The sequence below is a fragment of the Propioniciclava flava genome (assembly GCF_004126535.1).
GTDB lineage: Bacteria > Actinomycetota > Actinomycetes > Propionibacteriales > Propionibacteriaceae > Propioniciclava > Propioniciclava flava.
In genome coordinates this window covers 187,492-204,075 of sequence record NZ_PPCV01000003.1, presented here as the reverse complement: position 1 = coordinate 204,075, position 16,584 = coordinate 187,492, and the positions used below count along the sequence as shown (strand labels likewise).

Sequence of the window (16,584 nt, the reverse complement as noted above, 5' to 3'; positions counted from 1 at the left end):
TCGAAGCCTAGCCAGCGCCCAGGGGTCGCGGCCGTTGGCGCGAAAACCACAGGTCGCGCGAGGGGGTCGTTGGTGGCGGTTCACGGTGCGCGCCCCTGACGGTTGGGGCGTGATGAGCGTCGCCCGGGGGAACTGCGCTACTGAGCGTCCTCGGCGGGGTGCGGGACGTCGATGCCGCCCAGCAGTGCCTTCATCGCCCCGACCTCGGCCAGGAGCCGATCCAGGGAACTGTTGGTGTCGGCCTGTTCGCGGGGCCGCACCATGGAACTCAGTGCGGCGACCACCATGAGGGCGAAGGCTAGGCGTGCGCTCGGGGGGTCGTCGCTGCGCTGTTCCATCAGGGTATGGACCGGCTTGAGGCGTCCGATGAGCTGCTTCCAGAACGTGAACGCCAGATCGGGATGCTCGTGCAGGAGCGCCTTGATCCGTAGGAAGTCGCCGGGCAGTTCAGTGCTGGACGCCACCAACGCCAAGGCATCGCTGAGGAGATCGCCGTCGGCCTGGAGGAATCGCTCAGCCGACGCGTCGGGGATGTCAGTCTGCGGGATGTCGAAAGCCGCATCCAGTTTGGTGGGGTAGTAGTTGAAGAACGTTCGTGGCGCGACGCCCACCTCGTCGCAAATCTCCTCGACCGTCACCCCCGCCGCGCCGCGCTCACCGATCAGCCGCAAGGCGACCTCATGGATCTGATGCCGGGTGGCCCGCTTCTTTCGCTCGCGCAAGGACTCCTTGGCGGCGTCGCAGCACGCGTGCGGCGCAGGGTGTGCGGTCACAGCGTCGCCGCCTCCTGTTCAGCCTGAGCCAGTTCGTTCTTCTCCTCCAGCGCCGAGCGGGTGCGCAGCGGCGGAACACGGTAGAAGCACGTGATGACGAATGCCGCCACCATAACCCAGAACCCCACCCAGTAAATGGCGACCACCGACGTGTTGAAGCCACTCATGAAGGGTGCCGTCAGTCGGGCGTCGGCGCCGTTGAGGAACGAGGTGTCGCTGGTGCTGACGTGGGTATCGGCGTCGCTGGACGTCCCGTTCTTGATCTGGTCGATCAAGGTCGGAACCACCTGGTCGACGACGGCGCGACGCTGGACAGGATCGGCGTAGTTCACGGCGAGGTGGCCGTCCACGACGCTGAGGTTCTTGTCGGCTGCGACCGTCTCGAGGGCCTTCTGCTCCGCGTCAGGGGTGAGCTCGGCCACCTTGTCGTTGATGACCTGCTCGATCTGCGACAACTGCTGGGCGCCATCACTGAGCTTGGCGCTCCCCGCCGCCGCGCCCTGGGCGCCGGTCGTCAGCGCTCCGCCCTTCTCGGCGGCCGTGGCGGCGCCGGTGGCGAGCTTGCCCGCCCCGTCAGCGACCTGCCCCATGCCCGCACCCAGTTGCGTGGTGCCCTGGGCGAGCTGGTCGGCGCCACCGCTGAGCTGCGACAACCCCGTGGCGATACCGGGGGTATCACCCGAGCCGTTCAAGTAACCGCTGGTGGTGTAGACGCTGGTGCCCAGCGCCTTCATCGCGGCGGCGACGCCCGCCTGGTCCTCGGGGAGCTTGGCGCAGGACGCGGGGGTGGGCGCGTCCTTGTCCGCGGCGGCGGAACCTGCGGCACAGCTCTTCTGGTCCGCGGCCAGCGTCGTCATGGCCGCCTGCAAAGCGCCGAAGTCGGTGGTGGCATCCTTGGCGGAACCCGCCGCGGTCTGGGTGGCGCTGGACAGCTTCTTCAAGCCGCCGCTGAGCTTCCCCGCACCATCGGCCAGCTGGCCGGTCGCCGAGGACAGCTTCGACGTTCCCGTCGCCAGCCCCTGCGCGCCGGTGCCGATCTTGCCGACGCCATCGACGAACGCCCCGGTGCCGGTGCCGAGCTGACCGAGCCCCGTGCTGAGCTTGCCCGCGCCGTCAGCCAACTGCGAGGCGCCTTCAGCGGCCTTCTCGTGGGCCGCCTTGGAGACCTCTTCGCGGACCTTCGCGTCGACTTGATCCTTCACCTGCTGCGTGGCATCAGTCATCTTGCTGTCGATCTGCGAGGTGATCTTCTCGGTGATCGGCGTCCACATGGCGTCCATGACGCCCTTGTTCTGGGGCGCGTTCGCGACGGCCGGGTCGAGTGCCGCGTCCAGGGCTGCGGTGGCGGTGTCAGTGTTCGACATGGCGGAGGTGATGTTGGTGGGCAGCGAGCCGAACAGCATCGACAACATGATCGCCGTGCCGAGCGTGCCACCGATCTGCCGGAAGAACGTCGCCGAACTGGACGCCACACCCATGTCGCGGGCCGGAGCAGCCGCCTGCGCGGCCAGCGTCAGCGTCTGCATCAACTGCCCCAACCCGAGACCGATGACGGCCATCGCCAAGGCGAGGAAGGGGTAGCCGTGCTCGGGCGTCATGAAGGTGAGGATGCTGAACCCGGCGGCGGTGGTCGCGGAACCGGTGATCGGGAAGACGCCGTAGCGCCCCGTCTTGGCGATGATCTGGCCGGTCACGATGGACGCCAGCATCAGACCCAGCATCATCGGGAGGCTGCCGAAACCGGCCTCGGTCGGGTTGAATCCCAACACGATCTGCAGGTACAGCGGGATCGTCATCATCGCGCCGAACATGCCGAAGCCAATCAGGACGCTGAGGATCACCGCGAGGGAGAACTTCTGATTGAACAGCCGCAGCGGCAGGATCGCCGCCGTTCCCATGGCGCGCTCCACGAACACGAACGCCACCAGCGACGCGGCACCGACGGCGTAGCAGGCCAGTGACAGCGGCGAGCTCCAGCCCCACTCGCGACCCTGCTCGGCGACCAGCAGCAGCGGGACGAGCGAGGTGGTGACCAGCATGGCCCCCCACCAGTCGACGCGAGCGTGACCGTGCGCGATGTGCGGGACGTGCAAGAAGAACAAGACCGCCGCGAGCGCGATGGCACCGATCGGGATGTTGATCAGGAACACCCAACGCCAGCCATCGATCCCCAACAGGGTGTCGGCCCCGGCGAAGATGCCGCCCACCAGCGGACCCACCACCGCGGCGATGCCGAACGTCGCGAGGAAGAAGCCTTGATACTTGGCTCGCTCCCGGGGTGCGAGCACGTCGCCCATGATCGCGAGCGGGAGCGACATCAGGCCGCCCGCGCCGATGCCCTGCAAGGCCCGGAAGCCAGCCAGCATCAGCATGGAAGTGGAGAAACTCGACAGCACCGAGCCGAGGATGAAGATCGCGATGCTGAGGATGATGAGCGGACGGCGTCCGAAGATGTCGGAAAGCTTGCCGTACAGCGGAGTGGTGACCGTCGAGGTGATCAGGTAGGCCGTGGTCACCCACGCCTGCTGATCAAGGCCGTGGAGGTCGTCGCCGATCGTCCGGATGGCGGTGCCGAAGACGGTCTGCGCCATGGAACTGAGGAACATGGCGGCCATCAGCCCATAAACCACCAGCATGATCTGCCGGTGATCCATCAGTGGGGCTGCGGCCGCTGACTGTTCCGCCTCGGATTCAACTCCCGATTCGGCCCGGGTGGCGACTGCTGTCATACGTACTCCCTGCGTGATGCGCACCCACCGAACGCCAGGTGCTTCGCAACAGTACTGCAAGATTGCAGGACTGCAAATTTCTTTCTCGTGGTTGGACGCCACCCACGGCGGGCGGTGGGGAAGAGATCACACCAGGGGGATTCGTACTTTCGGCCGACGTAGGCAGTCGTACTTAGGTGCCGTCTTCGCGCCGCGGGGTATCGCTTTACCCAGGGATGGGGCAACGTGGGAACCACGGCGGGCCCTTCGTCACACCCCCTCTGGTCGCCCCAATCAGAGACGGACGGCTCGCCACTTTCCTGCCCGCCTGCCGCTCATGCCGACCGCCCGATGCCCTACGGCAACGCTGCGGCGAGGGCCGTCAAGGTAGCCGACGTCCCGGCGTCCACGCGGACATCCGCCAGATCATCGGCGCGCGTCGGGCCGTGATTGACGATCACGAGCGGGATGCCCGCCTTGGCGGCGCGCCGGGCAAACCGCAGCCCCGACATCACCGTGAGCGACGAGCCAGCCACCAACAGCGCCTGCGCGGCATCCACCCACGCGAAGGACGCCGCCACCCGCTGTGGCGGAACCGACTCCCCGAAGAACACGACATCGGGTTTGAGGACGCCGCCGCACACCCGACAGGCGGGCACGACGAAGTCGTCCGGGTCGGCGATGTCGGCGTCCCCGTCGGGGCGCAGTTCAGCCGCTCCGGCCGGGATGGTTCCGGTGATGGTCGGGTTGGCGTGCTCCAGGCGGGCTTGCACCTCCGCGCGTGCCGTCACCTCGCCGCATGACAGGCAGATCACCTTGTCAATGAGGCCATGGAGGTCGATTACGTCGCGGCTGCCTGCCCGCTCGTGCAGCGCGTCCACGTTCTGCGTGATGATCGGGACGCCGAGGCGGGCCAGGGCGCGATGCCCGGCATTGGGCTGCGCGACGCCGAAGCTGCGATACCCCATCATCGACCGGAACCAGTAGCGGCGGCGCGCTTGCGGGTGCCGCAGGAAGTCGGTGTAGGTGATCGGGTTGGTGGGGCGAGCATGGGGGCCGCGATAGTCCGGGATGCCGGAATCGGTGGAGATCCCAGCACCGGTCAATGCGACCCAACGGCGTCCGGCGAGCGCGGCCGCGACGGCGTCAACCTCAGCAGGGCGAGGATCGGGGATCGGCACGCCCGTAGGCTACCCAGGCGTCCACGAACCCGGCCTAGTTCCCCGGATGTTCGGTGATCGTGAGGGTCGCGCTCTCGATGATCGCCCCGCACTCGAAGCGCTGGTCCATCTCCAGCGCCGGGAAGGACTCCGCGGGGAAGGACACCAGCTTGGCCGGGACGCCCGCGACCGTGGCGTGCGCGGGGACGTCCTCCAGCACGACCGATCCCGCACCGATCTTGGCGCCCTCCCCGACCGTGATGTTGCCCAGCACTTTGGCGCCTGCGCCGATCATGACGCCACGCTTGACCTTGGGGTGGCGATCCCCGCCCACCTTGCCGGTTCCGCCGAGGGTGACCTCGTGCAGCATGGAGAAGTCGTCCTCGACGACGGCCGTCTCGCCGATGACGACCGAGGTGGCGTGGTCGAACATGACCCCGCGCCCGATGCGCGCGCCCGGGTGGATATCGACGGCGAACACCTCCGAGATCCGGCTTTGCAGGAATAGCGCGAGCGCGTGCCGCTCGGTGATCCAGAAGTGGTGAGCGATCCGGTACGCCTGGACGGCGTGAAAGCCCTTCGCGTACAGCAGCGGTTGGGAGTACCCGCGGGTGGCGGGGTCGCGGTGGATGATCGCCTGCAGATCCGCGATCACCGCCCCCTCGATCTGCGGCTCCCGGCAGAACGCCTCTTGCGCGAGGGCCAGCAGCGTCATCGACGACATCGTCTCGCTCGCCAGCTTGTGTGACAGCAGCCCACCTAGGGCGTCGATGAGCGTGGGATGACGCAGGACGGACTCGTAGAGGAACCCCGCCAGGCAGGGTTCCTGCTCGGCGTCGCGCTGCGCCTCCTCGCGGAGGGTCGGCCAGATGTCCGCGTCCTGGACGAAATCCGTCATGTTGTGGCCCTTTCGCCGTGGCGACACCGCCTCCTGCGGCCCCCAGGGTAGTTGCCGGGCCCTCATGCGGCTACCGGTGTCCCCGCCGTCTGGGATGATGCTGGGGTGTCGTCACCATCGCGCATGGAGAGTGCTGGTCGGGCGGATGCCCCGAGCCGCCACGCGCAGTCGGAGTCCCCTCACGCCTCCTCACGCGACAGTGAGCCTGACGGACCGGCTCCGTGGCAGGGGGGCATGGTGGCCTTCGTGGTGGCCGCCTGGGTCGGCATGAAGGCGCTGTCTAGTTGGTGGTGGGTCTTCCGGGTTGGTGAGTACAGCGACACCTACTACTACTTCCTCGCCGCCAGGGACGCCGCCGCCGCGCTGGCATCGCCACACGCGGGCTCCTGGGCGATGACGCTGTCCCAGGCCATGCCCGAATACCCGACCCCCGCCGCTTGGCTGCTGCTGGCGCCCTACCTGCTCGGCGCCGACGACCCCACCTCCTACCGGGGTGCCATCATGCTCATCACGACGCTCGCGGACGCCGTGTTCGCCGTCGTGCTGGGCCGGACGCTCGGCCCGATCGCCGTCCTGAGTTGGGTCATGCTCACGACAGCCCTGGGCGGGCTCCCGCTCCTGCGGCTGGACATGCTGCCAGCCGCCGCTGCGGGGGTCGCCTTGGTGCTGGTGGTGCAGCGCCGTGGCGGGCGTGCGGGGGTGGCGATCGCCGTGGGCACGGCCTTGAAAGTGTGGCCGATCATCGTGGCGCCTCTCCTGTTCGCGGGCCGGGCGCGGCTGCGTGCCTTCGTGTCGCTGGCCGTCTCGGGGATCGTGCTCGTCGTCCTGAGCGTCACCGCAGGGGGCTGGGAGCGTCTACTCTCACCGCTCACGTATCAGGGGGATCGCGGCCTGCAGATCGAGGCGGTTGCGGCGCTGGACGCGATGTGGCGCTGGGGGAGGCGTCAGGGGACCCACATCTTCTACAGCGAGTTCCACGCCTACGAGATCGGCGGTCCGGGCGTCCCCGAGGCCCTGTTGGCGGCGCGGATCGCTGCGGTGATCGCCGTGGTCGCCTGCGTCGTGCTGGTGCTGCGTTGGCTGCGCGCCGGGACGCCCACGCGTCCGCTGGGCTGGATCAGCCTCACGCTGATCGGCGCGTTCATCGTCACTTCCCCGGCGCTGAGCCCGCAATACCTCCTGTGGCTGGCGCCGTCCGCGGCCGTCCTGGTCGGGCAGGCGTCCCGGGACGGCGGGGACGCCCCTCCCTGGCGTCCAGCGCTGGCGACCCTTGTCTTACTCGCCCTGCTGTGCGTCCTCACCACCGTCATCTATCCCGTCGCCTACGACGCGCTGCTGATGATCACGGGCGCCACTCCTGCGGCGCTCGTCGTCCTGGCTGCGCGCAACATCGGGCTGGTCGTCTTGACGGTGGCCAGTGGTGTGGCTGCCTGGGTCGTGACCGGTGGCAACCAGCGCAAGCGCCCCTGGCAACTGGGCATTCGCGCCTAGAGTGACGGGTGCCACCCGCGTCGCAGACGCTGCGCGCCGGGCCGCGGTCACCGAAGCCCGCACGCGGGCCTGAACCAGAAGCAGGAGCCGAGATGTCAGTGAAGCGGGCAGCGATCGTGGGCTGGGGCGATGTCGCGACGGTCCACCGGGAAGCTATCGACGCCATCGAGGGGGTTGATCTCGTCGGAGCCGTCGACATCGATCCAGCGCGCCGTGCCGCAGCGACAGCCGACCTGGGCGTCCCGGCGTTCGCGACAGTCACAGAACTCGTCGATGCCGTTCAGCCCGACGTGGTGCACATCACGACCCCGCACGATCAGCACATCAGCGCCACCCTGGAGGCGGCCCGCCTGGGCGTCCACGTCATCCAGGAAAAGCCCCTGGCCGCGCACCTCGCCGACGCGCAACGCCTCGTGGACGCCGACCTGCCCGCGGGCGTCAAGGTCGGGATCTGCTTCCAAAACCGCTACAACGTCAGCTCCGTCGAACTGCGACGCCTGCTCGACTCGGGCGAACTCGGCGAGATTCACGGCGCCTACGCGTCGGTGGTGTGGACGCGGACGGCCGACTACTACCGGGCCAAGCCGTGGCGGGCCAGCCAGGAGCACGCCGGGGGCGGGCTGCTCATCAACCAGGCCATCCACACCCTCGATCTGGTGCAGTGGATGCTCGGCGAGGTGACCGGGGTCGACGGACGGGTCGCCGCCCACAAGTTCGCTGACGTCACGGAGGTCGAGGACACCGCCGAGATTCTGTTCACGCACGCCAGCGGCGTCCAGACGTCGTTCTACGGGACGCTGACCGCGCCGCAGAACCGCCCCGTCGAACTCGAACTGGACTGCGAGAACGCCTATGTCACCGTGCGCGACGGGCTGACCGTCGCCTGGAAGGACGGCCGGGTCGACCAGTTCGAGGAGCGCCGGGCCGCCTCGGGCGGGCGCGTGTACTGGGGCGTCTCCCACGAACTGTTCATCCGCGACTTCTACGCCCGCGTCGATGACCCAGAACCGTTCTGGATCGGCCCTGCCGAAGCCATGCCGGCGTTGCGCATGCTCAAGCAGACCTATCAGTCCTCGGCGCTCGCGGGCAGCGCGGGGCCCGGGGCGGCGACACTCGACTGAGCCGGACGCCGCAGCGACGCGTTACTGCATGCCCTGGTCGCGCGCCTCGCGGAGCGCGGCCACGGCTGCGGCGTCCCCCGAGGTGGCCGGTTCAGGCCCGCGGCCCCACAGCCAGCGCATGAGCGCGTCGGCGGTTGCCGTCACCTGCGCGACGGCCGGGGCTTCCTCGGTGAGCCGGACGCCGGGCATGTCGTAGGAGGTGCCGGAGGAGCCGACGCCGCGCCAGCGGCCCGGCTGGACGTGCCACACCCGGTCCACGTCGAGCGCGGTGAGAGCCACCGGGCCTGTGGTGGGCACGAAAAGGAACCCGGGATTGGTGCCCCACCAGGCCCACATCACCTCGATGGCGTGGCTCACCGCGTCGGCGGCCACCTCGGCGTCCACGGGAGCCGAGGTGACGTCGGCCGCTGCTTCGGCGTCCAGGCGATGGACGGTGGCCTCGTGGGCTTGCATGCGTCGCGTCGACCCCACGGTGCAGGCGGTGGGCAGCCAAAACCAGGCCGCTTCGGTGTCGTCGCGGAGCGCCAGCGCGTCGAGAAGGGCGCGGGTTTCGCGCTCGAACACCGGCCAGATCTCGGTGGGATCGTCAGGGCGTGCGGGAGCAGAGGCTTCCAGCGCCTCGGCGTCCTCGTCGGTCAGCGCACCCGAGGTCAGGACGCGAGCCCAGAAGCCGTGGACCTCGGTGAGGTGCCAGGCCAGGTCGGCAGCGGACCACTCGGGGCAGGTCGGTACGGGGGCCGTGGGGGCCACCCCCCGCAGCGTTGCGGCGAATCGACGCGATTCGACGGCGATGACTGAGGCGAAATCCATCACGGCGCAATGTTGCCACGGCGTTGCCCCTGGTGAGAAGCCAACCGGGCGGGAATCCTGCAACTCGGTGTCATCGGTTGGGCGCCCTTTTCTAGAGTGGCATCACCAGGACGAGCAAGGGAGCATTCCATGGCAACGGATCAGGTCCGTCTGGGCATCATCGGGTTGGGCACCGAAGGCGGCATGTACGCCACGTTCCTCTCCGAGGGCAAGGTGCCGAACATGAGGATCGGCGCCATCGCCGACATCGACGAGAGCAAGCGCGAGGCCGCAGAGAAGCTGGGCGTGCCGTTCTACACCGATTACCAAGAGCTCATCACCTCCGGCGACGTGGACGCCGTCGTGACCACCGTCCCGCACTACCTCCACCCCGAGATGGGCATCTACGCGCTGGAGCACGGCGTCCACACCCTCGTGGAGAAGCCGGTCGGCGTGTACACCAAGCAGGCCCGTGAGCTGATCGACGTTGCCGCCGAGCACCCCGAACTCACCTTCGGCGTGTTCTTCAACCAGCGCACCAACCCCCTCTACAAGGATCTCAAGGCGCTGCTCGACTCCGGCGAACTGGGCGCGCTGCGCCACACGTCGTGGATCATCACCAACTGGTGGCGTCCCCAGCCCTACTACGCCCAGTCCTCCTGGCGCGCCACGTGGGGCGGCGAGGGCGGCGGCGTCCTGGTTAACCAGGCACCTCACCAACTCGACTTGTGGCAGTGGCTGTGCGGCGTCCCGAAGTCGGTCTTCGCCAAGCTGTCGTTCGGCTTCCGGCGCGACATCGCCGTCGAGGACGAGGTCAATGCCCTCGTCGACTTCGGCGACGGGGCGACCGGTTCCTTCATGACCGCCACCCATGACCTCGTCGGCACTGATCGCCTGGAGATCCTCTGCGACAAGGGCAAGATCGTCGTGGACGAGTCCTCCAAGGTGACGATCACGCGCCTGGTCGAGGACGAGGAGACCCTGTCGCGCAACATGGATATCGAAACCGTGCGCACGCTGTTCCGTGGCGAACTGGATCGCGAATCCCTCATGACGTCCGAGACCAAGGACTACGGCTCGGTGTGGGGGCAGCAGCACATCGAGGTTCTGCGTAACTTCGCCGCCGCCGTGCAGGGCACCGAGCCGCTGCTGGCACCGGGTGGGGACGGGATCCACGGCGTCCGCCTCGCCGACGCGATGTACCTCTCGGCATGGCTGGGCCGCGAAGTCTCCATCGAGAACTTCGACGAGGAGGCCTACCTCGAGGAACTGAACAAGCGCATCGTCGCCGAGGGCCTCTACGAGACCCGCTCCTGAACGCCAGAGATAACCGGAGGGGATGAACACCATGGCCGAACTGGGCGTGATGATGATGATGCTGAAGGACCAGGTTGCGGAGCAGGGCATGTTCGCGGTCTTGCAGCGGATCAAGGACATGAACATCAATGCGGTGGAGGTGAGCCAGATCCCGATGTCGGAGGAGAACACCGCCGACCTGGAGCGCGCCATCGCCGAACTGGGGATGACCGTGGGGGCGCTGTCGGTCGCGCTGAAGCCGGGACCGACCGCGACGGGCGACAACCTCGAGGAGCACTTCGACAAGATCGTCTCCGACTGTCGCCGCCTCGGCACGACTTACGTGCGGATCGGCATGCTGCCGCTGGCAGCCATGTCGTCCAAGGCGGCCTGCGAATCGTGGGCTGCCGAATGCGAGGCGGCCGCCCAACGGCTCGCCGCCGAGGGCATCACGCTGTGCTACCACAACCACCACGTGGACCTGGCGCAGTTCGACGGGGAGCGGATCTTCGACATCGTCCGTCGCGTGGCGCCCAGCGTCGGGTTCGAGGTGGACCTGCACTGGGTGCAGCGAGGCGGCATGGCCCCCCTCGACATGCTCGAGCAGTACACGGGCGTATGCCGGATCATCCACGTCAAGGACTTCCGGGTGAAGCCCCTGCCGCAGGAGGCGATTGACGCCCTGGACGCGGGCGACCGCGTCACCTTCGACCGCATGTTCAAGGACATCGTGGAGTTCGCCGAGGTCGGTCAGGGCAACATGAACTGGCCAGCGTTGCTGCCGGCGGCGGAGAAGGCGGGTGCCGACTTCTTCTTCATCGAACAAGACGACACTTACGGACGTGATCCGTTCGATTGCATCGCCGACTCGCGCGCCTACCTGGCTTCGATTGGCTACTAAAGACATCAGCGGTGGGAGGGGCGTTCGGCTGTGAAGCCGGCGCCCCTCCTGCGCGTTGGCGCCGCCGCGTGCTGGTGCAGTGCGGGCGCGCCAGTCCAGCCCCCGACGCCGCGCCATGGTCCTTGGGCGGTGTGCTAGTTTCTGGGCATGACCAACGCATCGGGTGCCGACGCCGTGAGCGCCGTTTTCCCGCTGATGTGTCGGTGTTGTCGCCACCAGGCCTGACAACACCTGCCTGACCGCCCGTTCAGCCCGAACGTGCCGCGGTCGTCGAACTCACAGGGCGTCCGCGGATGTGTTGTCGGGATTGTGTTCGAGCACGACCAAACCCACACCATTCAGAAGGAATCCACCGCCATGGCAGCTATTTTCGACAACGCCACCACCCTCATCGGACGCACCCCGCTGGTGCGCATCAACCGCCTCTATGGCGACTCCCAGGCCAACGTCGTGGCCAAGCTGGAGTTCTACAACCCGGCCAACTCGGTTAAGGACCGCATCGGTGTCGCGATTGTGGACGCGGCGGAGGCCTCCGGCGAGTTGAAGCCGGGCGGCACGATCGTTGAGGGCACCTCCGGCAACACCGGCATCGCGCTCGCGTTCGTGGGTGCGGCCCGTGGCTACAAGGTGATCTTGGCGATGCCGGAGACCATGTCGAAGGAGCGCCGCGCCCTGCTGCGCGCGTTCGGTGCCGAACTCGTGCTGACCCCCGGTTCGGAGGGCATGCGCGGCGCGGTCAGCAAGGCGGAGGAGATCGCCGCCTCCACCCCGGGCGCGATCCTGGCGCGCCAGTTCGAGAACCCCGCCAACGTGGAGATTCACCGCAAGACGACCGCGGAGGAGATCTGGGCCGACACCGATGGTGGCGTTGACATCGTCGTGGCAGGCGTCGGCACCGGCGGCACCATCTCCGGTGTGGGCCAGGTGCTCAAGGAGCGCAAGCCCGAGGTGAAGATCGTGGCCGTGGAGCCCGCCGAGTCCCCCATCCTGTCCGGTGGCCAGCCTGGCCCGCACAAGATCCAGGGCATCGGCGCGAACTTCATCCCGAAGATCCTGGATCGCTCCGTGATCGATGAGGTCATCCCCGTGGCCTCCGACACCGCCATCGACTGGGCTCGTCGCGCGGCGCGCGAAGAGGGTCTGCTCGTGGGGATCTCCTCGGGTGCCGCCTTGGCCGCTGCGGGTGAACTGGCCGCGAAGCCGGAGAACGCGGGCAAGACCATCGTGGTGATCATCCCGTCCTTCGGTGAGCGCTACCTCTCCAGCGTGCTGTACGCCGACCTGCTCGACTGAGTCCATCGGCGGCGGTGATCGGGCCCCAACCCGGTGCGATCTCCGCCCCCGGCCACGGCTGTTCCACACGACACATCGGCCTCCGCGTCTGCAGACGCGGAGGCCGATGCTGGGGTTTGGGGGTGGGGACGCTTCACGGGTCACCCAGGCGGGAGCGGTGCTGGTAGGACCGACTAGGTCGTCGTTGCCAGCGCCTGGCAAATCATAACAGCGTCACGGCTGGGAGGGAAGAGGTCTCCCCGTCGCCGCTCGCTCCCGAGCGAGGGTCAGGATGCCGTCGGCGGAGTCCCTCGGCTCGCGGACGGGTCCTCGGTGTACCAGCGGTAACGCAGCAACGGGCGTCCCGCCTGCCCAGTGCGCTGCGGCTCTCGAACGGCCTGCCCGACGTCCACCAGATAGTCGGCATAGCGGCGGGCGCTGACCCGGGCCAACCCGACCCGTTCGCTCAGTTCCTCAGCCGTGAGGGCTGTTCCGGATGCCCGGAGGCAGTCGCCGGGGGACTGGGCGTCCTGGGGCTGGGGGCCCTGGGGCTGCCCACCAAATGGTCGGAGTACATCCCCTTCGACGTCATCGGGATCATCATGGCCGTCATCTCGGCCATCGGTGCCATGCAGGCCGCCGGCGGCATGGACTACCTGGTTTCTTGGGCCGAGAAGATGCTGCGCAAGAACCCCAAGCGCGTCACCTTGTACGCACCGCTCATCACCTACGCCATGACGCTGATGGCGGGCACCGGGCACACGGCCTTCTCGACGCTGCCCGTGATCGCGGAGGTCGCCAAGGAAGGCGGGGTGCGTCCGTCGCGTCCGCTGTCGGTGGCCGTCATCGCCTCCTAGATCGCGATCACCGCCTCCCCGGTCTCGGCGGCCGTCATCTACATGTCGGGGGAGATGGAGGCCCGCTACGGCATCGGCTATCTCGAACTGCTGGCCGTGTGGATCCCCTCCTCGTTGCTCGCCGTCATCGTCACCTCGCTGCTGGCCAACCACTTCGGTAAGCCCCTGGACCAAGACGAGGAGTACCAGCGGCGACTCGCTGCCGGGGAGGTGTCCTTGCGGGGGACGCAGGAGCGCGTCATCAAACCGGGCGCCCGCCGATCCGTTGCCTTGTTCGTGGGGGCCGTCGTCATCGTGATGCTCTACGCCACGGCGATCTCGGAAAGCGTGGGCCTGATCCGCAACCCGGCCATCGACCGCAACTCGGCGATCATCGGGATCATGCTGTCGGTGGCGGTGCTGATCCTCGTCACCTGCAAGGTGGACGCCAACGAGGTCGTCCTCATGCCGACCTTCCGGGCTGGCATGTCGGCGGCGGTGTGCGTGCTGGGCGTCGCCTGGTTGGGCACCGTGTTCGTCAAGGGGCACATGGGTCAGATCGAGGCGCTCGCGGGCGGGATCCTCACCGCTCACCCGTGGCTGCTTGCCGTGGTCGCGTTCTTCGCTGCGGCGCTGCTGTACTCCCAGGCGGCGACCGCCAAGGCGATCATGCCGATCGCGTTCGCGCTGGGCATGGCACCGGTCTCGATGGTGGCCAGCTTCGCCGCGGTGTCGGCGCTGTTCATCCTGCCGACCTACCCGACCCTCATCGCCGCGGTGGCGATGGACGATACGGGCTCAACCAAGATCGGGAAGTACGTGTTCAATCACTCCTTCCTCCTGCCGGGGGTGATCATGATCGCCCTCGCGGTGGCCTTCGGGTTCGGCCTGGGTGAACTCGTGATCCACTGACACCCCCTGCGTGTGGCCCCGGGTCCGGGCTCAAGCCCGGGGCCACACGCGCGTCCGTGGCCGAGGACTGAGAGCCAGGGTGGCCTGGTTGAGTGGTCAAGCAGAATGGAGGCTCCTGGAGAGAGGGGCTTTCGTGGCTACAAAACGAGTCGTCATCATCGGGTCAGGCTTTGGCGGCCTGTTCGCCGCTAAAGGGCTGCGTCGCAGCGATGTCGACGTCACGCTCATCAGCAAGACGCCCAATCACCTGTTCCAGCCGTTGCTGTACCAGGTCGCTACCGGCATCTTGTCGGAGGGCTCCATCGCCCCCGCCACCCGCGACATCCTCAAGCGGCAATCCAACGCCCGCGTCGAGACGGGCCTGGTGACGGGCGTCGACACCGCGAACCGGATCCTCACGCAGCGCTTCCACGACGAGGAGAAGCAGACTCCCTACGACCGGCTGATCGTGGCCGCCGGTGCCGGGCAGTCCTACTTCGGGCACGACGAGTTCGAGACGTTCGCGCCCGGCATGAAGACCATCGACGACGCGCTCGAACTACGCGCCCGCATCTTCTGGGCGTTCGAAATGGCTGAGGTCGAACCGGATCCGGCCGAGCGGGCACGCCTGCTCACCTTCGTGGTCGTGGGCGCCGGACCGACCGGCGTCGAGATGGCCGGACAGATCCGCGAACTGGCCAGCACCACGCTCGTGGGGCAGTTCCGCACCATCGACCCGCAGGACGCACGCGTCGTGCTCATCGACGGCAGCCACCAGGTGCTGGGCGCATTCGGCCCGAAGCTGGGCGCCGCGACGCAACGCTCGCTGGAACGCAAGGGCGTCGAAGTCGTCTTGAACGCCATCGTCACCGACGTGACCGCCGACGCCGTGACCTATCAGCCCCAAGGCGCGGAGCAACCCGTCACGGTCGGCTCCCGCTGCAAAGTGTGGGCCGCTGGTGTGCGGGGCAGCGAACTCGGCGCCCTCCTGGCCGAACAGACCGGCTGCGAGCTCGACCGGGCCGGACGCGTGATCGTGAACCCCGACCTGACCCTCCCGAAGCACCCGGAAATCTCGGTCATCGGCGACCTCGCTTTCGTCCCCGGCGTCCCCGGTGTAGCGCAAGGCGCGATCCAGGAAGCCAAGTACGTCGCCCACCGCATCGCGTTGGCGTCAGCGGGTCGACCCGTCCCTGAGGAGCCGTTCTCCTACTTCGACAAGGGCTCCATGGCGACCATCTCGAAGTTCTCCGCGGTGGTGAAGATCGGCAAGATCGAGTTCACCGGGTTCCTGGCGTGGGTGGCCTGGCTGTTCCTGCACCTGCTCTACATCGCAGGCTTCAAGAGCCGCATCACCACGCTCCTGCACTGGTTCATCAGTTTCCTGGGCACCGGACGCACCGAGCGCGTGTCCACCAATCAGCAGATGGTGGGACGCCTCGCGCTGGAGTCGCTGGGCCAGAAGGTCACCGGCAAGCTCCTGCGCGGCGAAAAGGGCGGTACCTCCGAACCGCGCACCACGGCCTGAGCTCAGCCGAGACGCCACGGCCCGTCCGGGAGCGCCCCGGGCGGGTCACACTTGGGCGAGAATCTGCTGGATCCGGGCCTGGGCGCGGCTGTTCAGGTCGGCGTTGGAGGTCGGGTCTCCCACGGACTCGTCGCCCTCATAGGTCAACGCGACAAAGCGGCCCTTGCGGGCGAGATAGGTGAGGTCCGCTCCGGGTGCCGGAAGCCAGGCGTCCTTGCTTTGGTATTCCCACCAGGAGCCGACCTGGACCGCCTGCTCACCCAGGGAGGGCACCGCCTGCGACCTTTGCGACGGCCGGAACCCGTTGTCCACGGGGGCTTGCGCCGGGCACGCCGCATAGCCGGCGGTGGCCTGATCGAGGAAGGACTGCGCGGCGGACGCGTCGGCGAACACCAGCAGGCCGTTACCTTCGACGTGTTCGGGGCCGCTGGACGCCTTGATCCGGGTCGCGGTCAGCTTGTCGAGCGCCGTCGTCGTGATCCCGGCGTCGTTGACGCAGGCCAGGCGCCACGGCGTCGTTTCGAAGGCCGTCGTCTCATCGGCGGCGGGACGCTGCTCGTCAGGCAGCGAGAACCCCGCCGGGACCTGACCGATGGCCCCGGCGATCACGCCCTCAGTGCTCTCGGGGGCCAGCGTCTTCGCGGGGGGCGTCCGGCTCGGGACAGGCTTCGTCGTGGCCGTGTGCTTCGCGGTGGCCGTGGGACGGGCCGTCGTCGGAGTCGCGCTCGGGGTGGTCGGCGTCGGCACCGGGACGGACGGGGTGGCGATGGGGCCCGAGGCGGCACAGCCGCTCAGCGCCACCGCGGTGACAGCGACCAACACGATCCGCTTCACGGTCACGTCTCCTCACATAAGTCTGCGAGCCCATTGTGCCCGCACTGCGGGGTGCCCCGTGACCGCAGCCACAGAGCACCCCTCGG

Annotated in this window: 13 protein-coding genes and 1 pseudogene; 7 read left to right on the top strand and 7 right to left on the bottom strand. The window is 68.1% G+C overall.

What is annotated here, in order from left to right:
* Nucleotides 1-137: 137 nt before the first annotated feature.
* The 4 genes from C1706_RS05680 to cysE all read right to left on the bottom strand — a co-directional run bounded on the left by C1706_RS05680 (nucleotide 138) and on the right by cysE (nucleotide 5,539).
* Nucleotides 138-773: a TetR/AcrR family transcriptional regulator gene (locus C1706_RS05680; RefSeq protein WP_206660994.1), complete on the bottom strand. Its 636-nt coding sequence runs from the start codon at nucleotides 771-773 to the stop codon at nucleotides 138-140.
* Nucleotides 770-3,502 carry an MFS transporter gene (locus C1706_RS05675; protein WP_129458255.1) on the bottom strand — a complete coding sequence of 911 codons (2,733 nt, stop codon included), beginning with the start codon at nucleotides 3,500-3,502 and terminating at the stop codon, nucleotides 770-772. The genes C1706_RS05680 and C1706_RS05675 overlap by 4 nt, the downstream gene beginning before the upstream one ends.
* A gap of 335 nt (nucleotides 3,503-3,837) precedes the next feature.
* Nucleotides 3,838-4,662, bottom strand: coding sequence for an NAD-dependent protein deacetylase (locus C1706_RS05670; RefSeq protein ID WP_129458254.1), 825 nt, complete (start codon nucleotides 4,660-4,662; stop codon nucleotides 3,838-3,840).
* A 34-nt stretch (nucleotides 4,663-4,696) separates the two neighbouring features.
* Nucleotides 4,697-5,539 (bottom strand): serine O-acetyltransferase, encoded by an 843-nt coding sequence (gene cysE / locus C1706_RS14775; RefSeq protein ID WP_129458253.1) that lies wholly within the window; start codon nucleotides 5,537-5,539, stop codon nucleotides 4,697-4,699.
* A gap of 234 nt (nucleotides 5,540-5,773) precedes the next feature.
* Between cysE and C1706_RS05660 the strand changes: the two genes are divergently transcribed.
* Together C1706_RS05660 and C1706_RS05655 are read left to right on the top strand one after the other, a co-directional pair.
* On the top strand, nucleotides 5,774-7,030 hold the full coding sequence (locus C1706_RS05660) for a glycosyltransferase 87 family protein (RefSeq protein ID WP_164987447.1): 1,257 nt from the start codon (nucleotides 5,774-5,776) through the stop codon (nucleotides 7,028-7,030).
* A 92-nt stretch (nucleotides 7,031-7,122) separates the two neighbouring features.
* Nucleotides 7,123-8,151 (top strand): Gfo/Idh/MocA family protein, encoded by a 1,029-nt coding sequence (locus C1706_RS05655; protein WP_129458251.1) that lies wholly within the window; start codon nucleotides 7,123-7,125, stop codon nucleotides 8,149-8,151.
* Between the two features lie 21 nt (nucleotides 8,152-8,172).
* On the opposite strand, the gene C1706_RS05650 is transcribed toward C1706_RS05655, so the two are convergent.
* A complete protein-coding gene (locus C1706_RS05650; RefSeq protein ID WP_241653460.1) occupies nucleotides 8,173-8,961 on the bottom strand; it encodes a maleylpyruvate isomerase N-terminal domain-containing protein in 789 nt (262 codons plus the stop codon).
* Nucleotides 8,962-9,090: 129 nt separating this feature from the next.
* On the opposite strand from C1706_RS05650, the gene C1706_RS05645 reads away from it, so the two are divergent.
* The 3 genes from C1706_RS05645 (at nucleotide 9,091) to cysK (ending at nucleotide 12,430) form a co-directional block, all read left to right on the top strand.
* On the top strand, nucleotides 9,091-10,257 hold the full coding sequence (locus C1706_RS05645) for a Gfo/Idh/MocA family protein (RefSeq protein WP_129458249.1): 1,167 nt from the start codon (nucleotides 9,091-9,093) through the stop codon (nucleotides 10,255-10,257).
* A gap of 31 nt (nucleotides 10,258-10,288) precedes the next feature.
* A complete protein-coding gene (locus tag C1706_RS05640) occupies nucleotides 10,289-11,137 on the top strand; it encodes a sugar phosphate isomerase/epimerase family protein (RefSeq protein ID WP_129458414.1) in 849 nt (282 codons plus the stop codon).
* 357 nt (nucleotides 11,138-11,494) lie between these two features.
* On the top strand, nucleotides 11,495-12,430 hold the full coding sequence (gene cysK, locus C1706_RS05635; protein ID WP_129458248.1) for a cysteine synthase A: 936 nt from the start codon (nucleotides 11,495-11,497) through the stop codon (nucleotides 12,428-12,430).
* 266 nt (nucleotides 12,431-12,696) lie between these two features.
* Here the strand turns inward: cysK and C1706_RS13985 are convergent, their stop codons facing one another.
* Entirely contained in the window at nucleotides 12,697-12,861 is a 165-nt protein-coding gene (locus tag C1706_RS13985) for a hypothetical protein (protein ID WP_164987446.1), read from the bottom strand.
* Between C1706_RS13985 and C1706_RS05630 the strand changes: the two are divergent.
* A pseudogene (locus tag C1706_RS05630) lies at nucleotides 12,790-14,157 on the top strand (anaerobic C4-dicarboxylate transporter family protein). The gene C1706_RS13985 and the pseudogene C1706_RS05630 sit on opposite strands and share 72 nt — an antisense overlap.
* 133 nt (nucleotides 14,158-14,290) lie before the next feature.
* Complete coding sequence (locus C1706_RS05625; RefSeq protein WP_129458247.1) at nucleotides 14,291-15,664, top strand: NAD(P)/FAD-dependent oxidoreductase; 1,374 nt, start codon at nucleotides 14,291-14,293, stop codon at nucleotides 15,662-15,664.
* 45 nt (nucleotides 15,665-15,709) lie between these two features.
* Here C1706_RS05625 and C1706_RS05620 read toward each other — a convergent pair whose 3' ends face one another.
* Complete coding sequence (locus C1706_RS05620; protein ID WP_164987445.1) at nucleotides 15,710-16,498, bottom strand: membrane lipoprotein lipid attachment site-containing protein; 789 nt, start codon at nucleotides 16,496-16,498, stop codon at nucleotides 15,710-15,712.
* Nucleotides 16,499-16,584 lie beyond the last annotated feature (86 nt).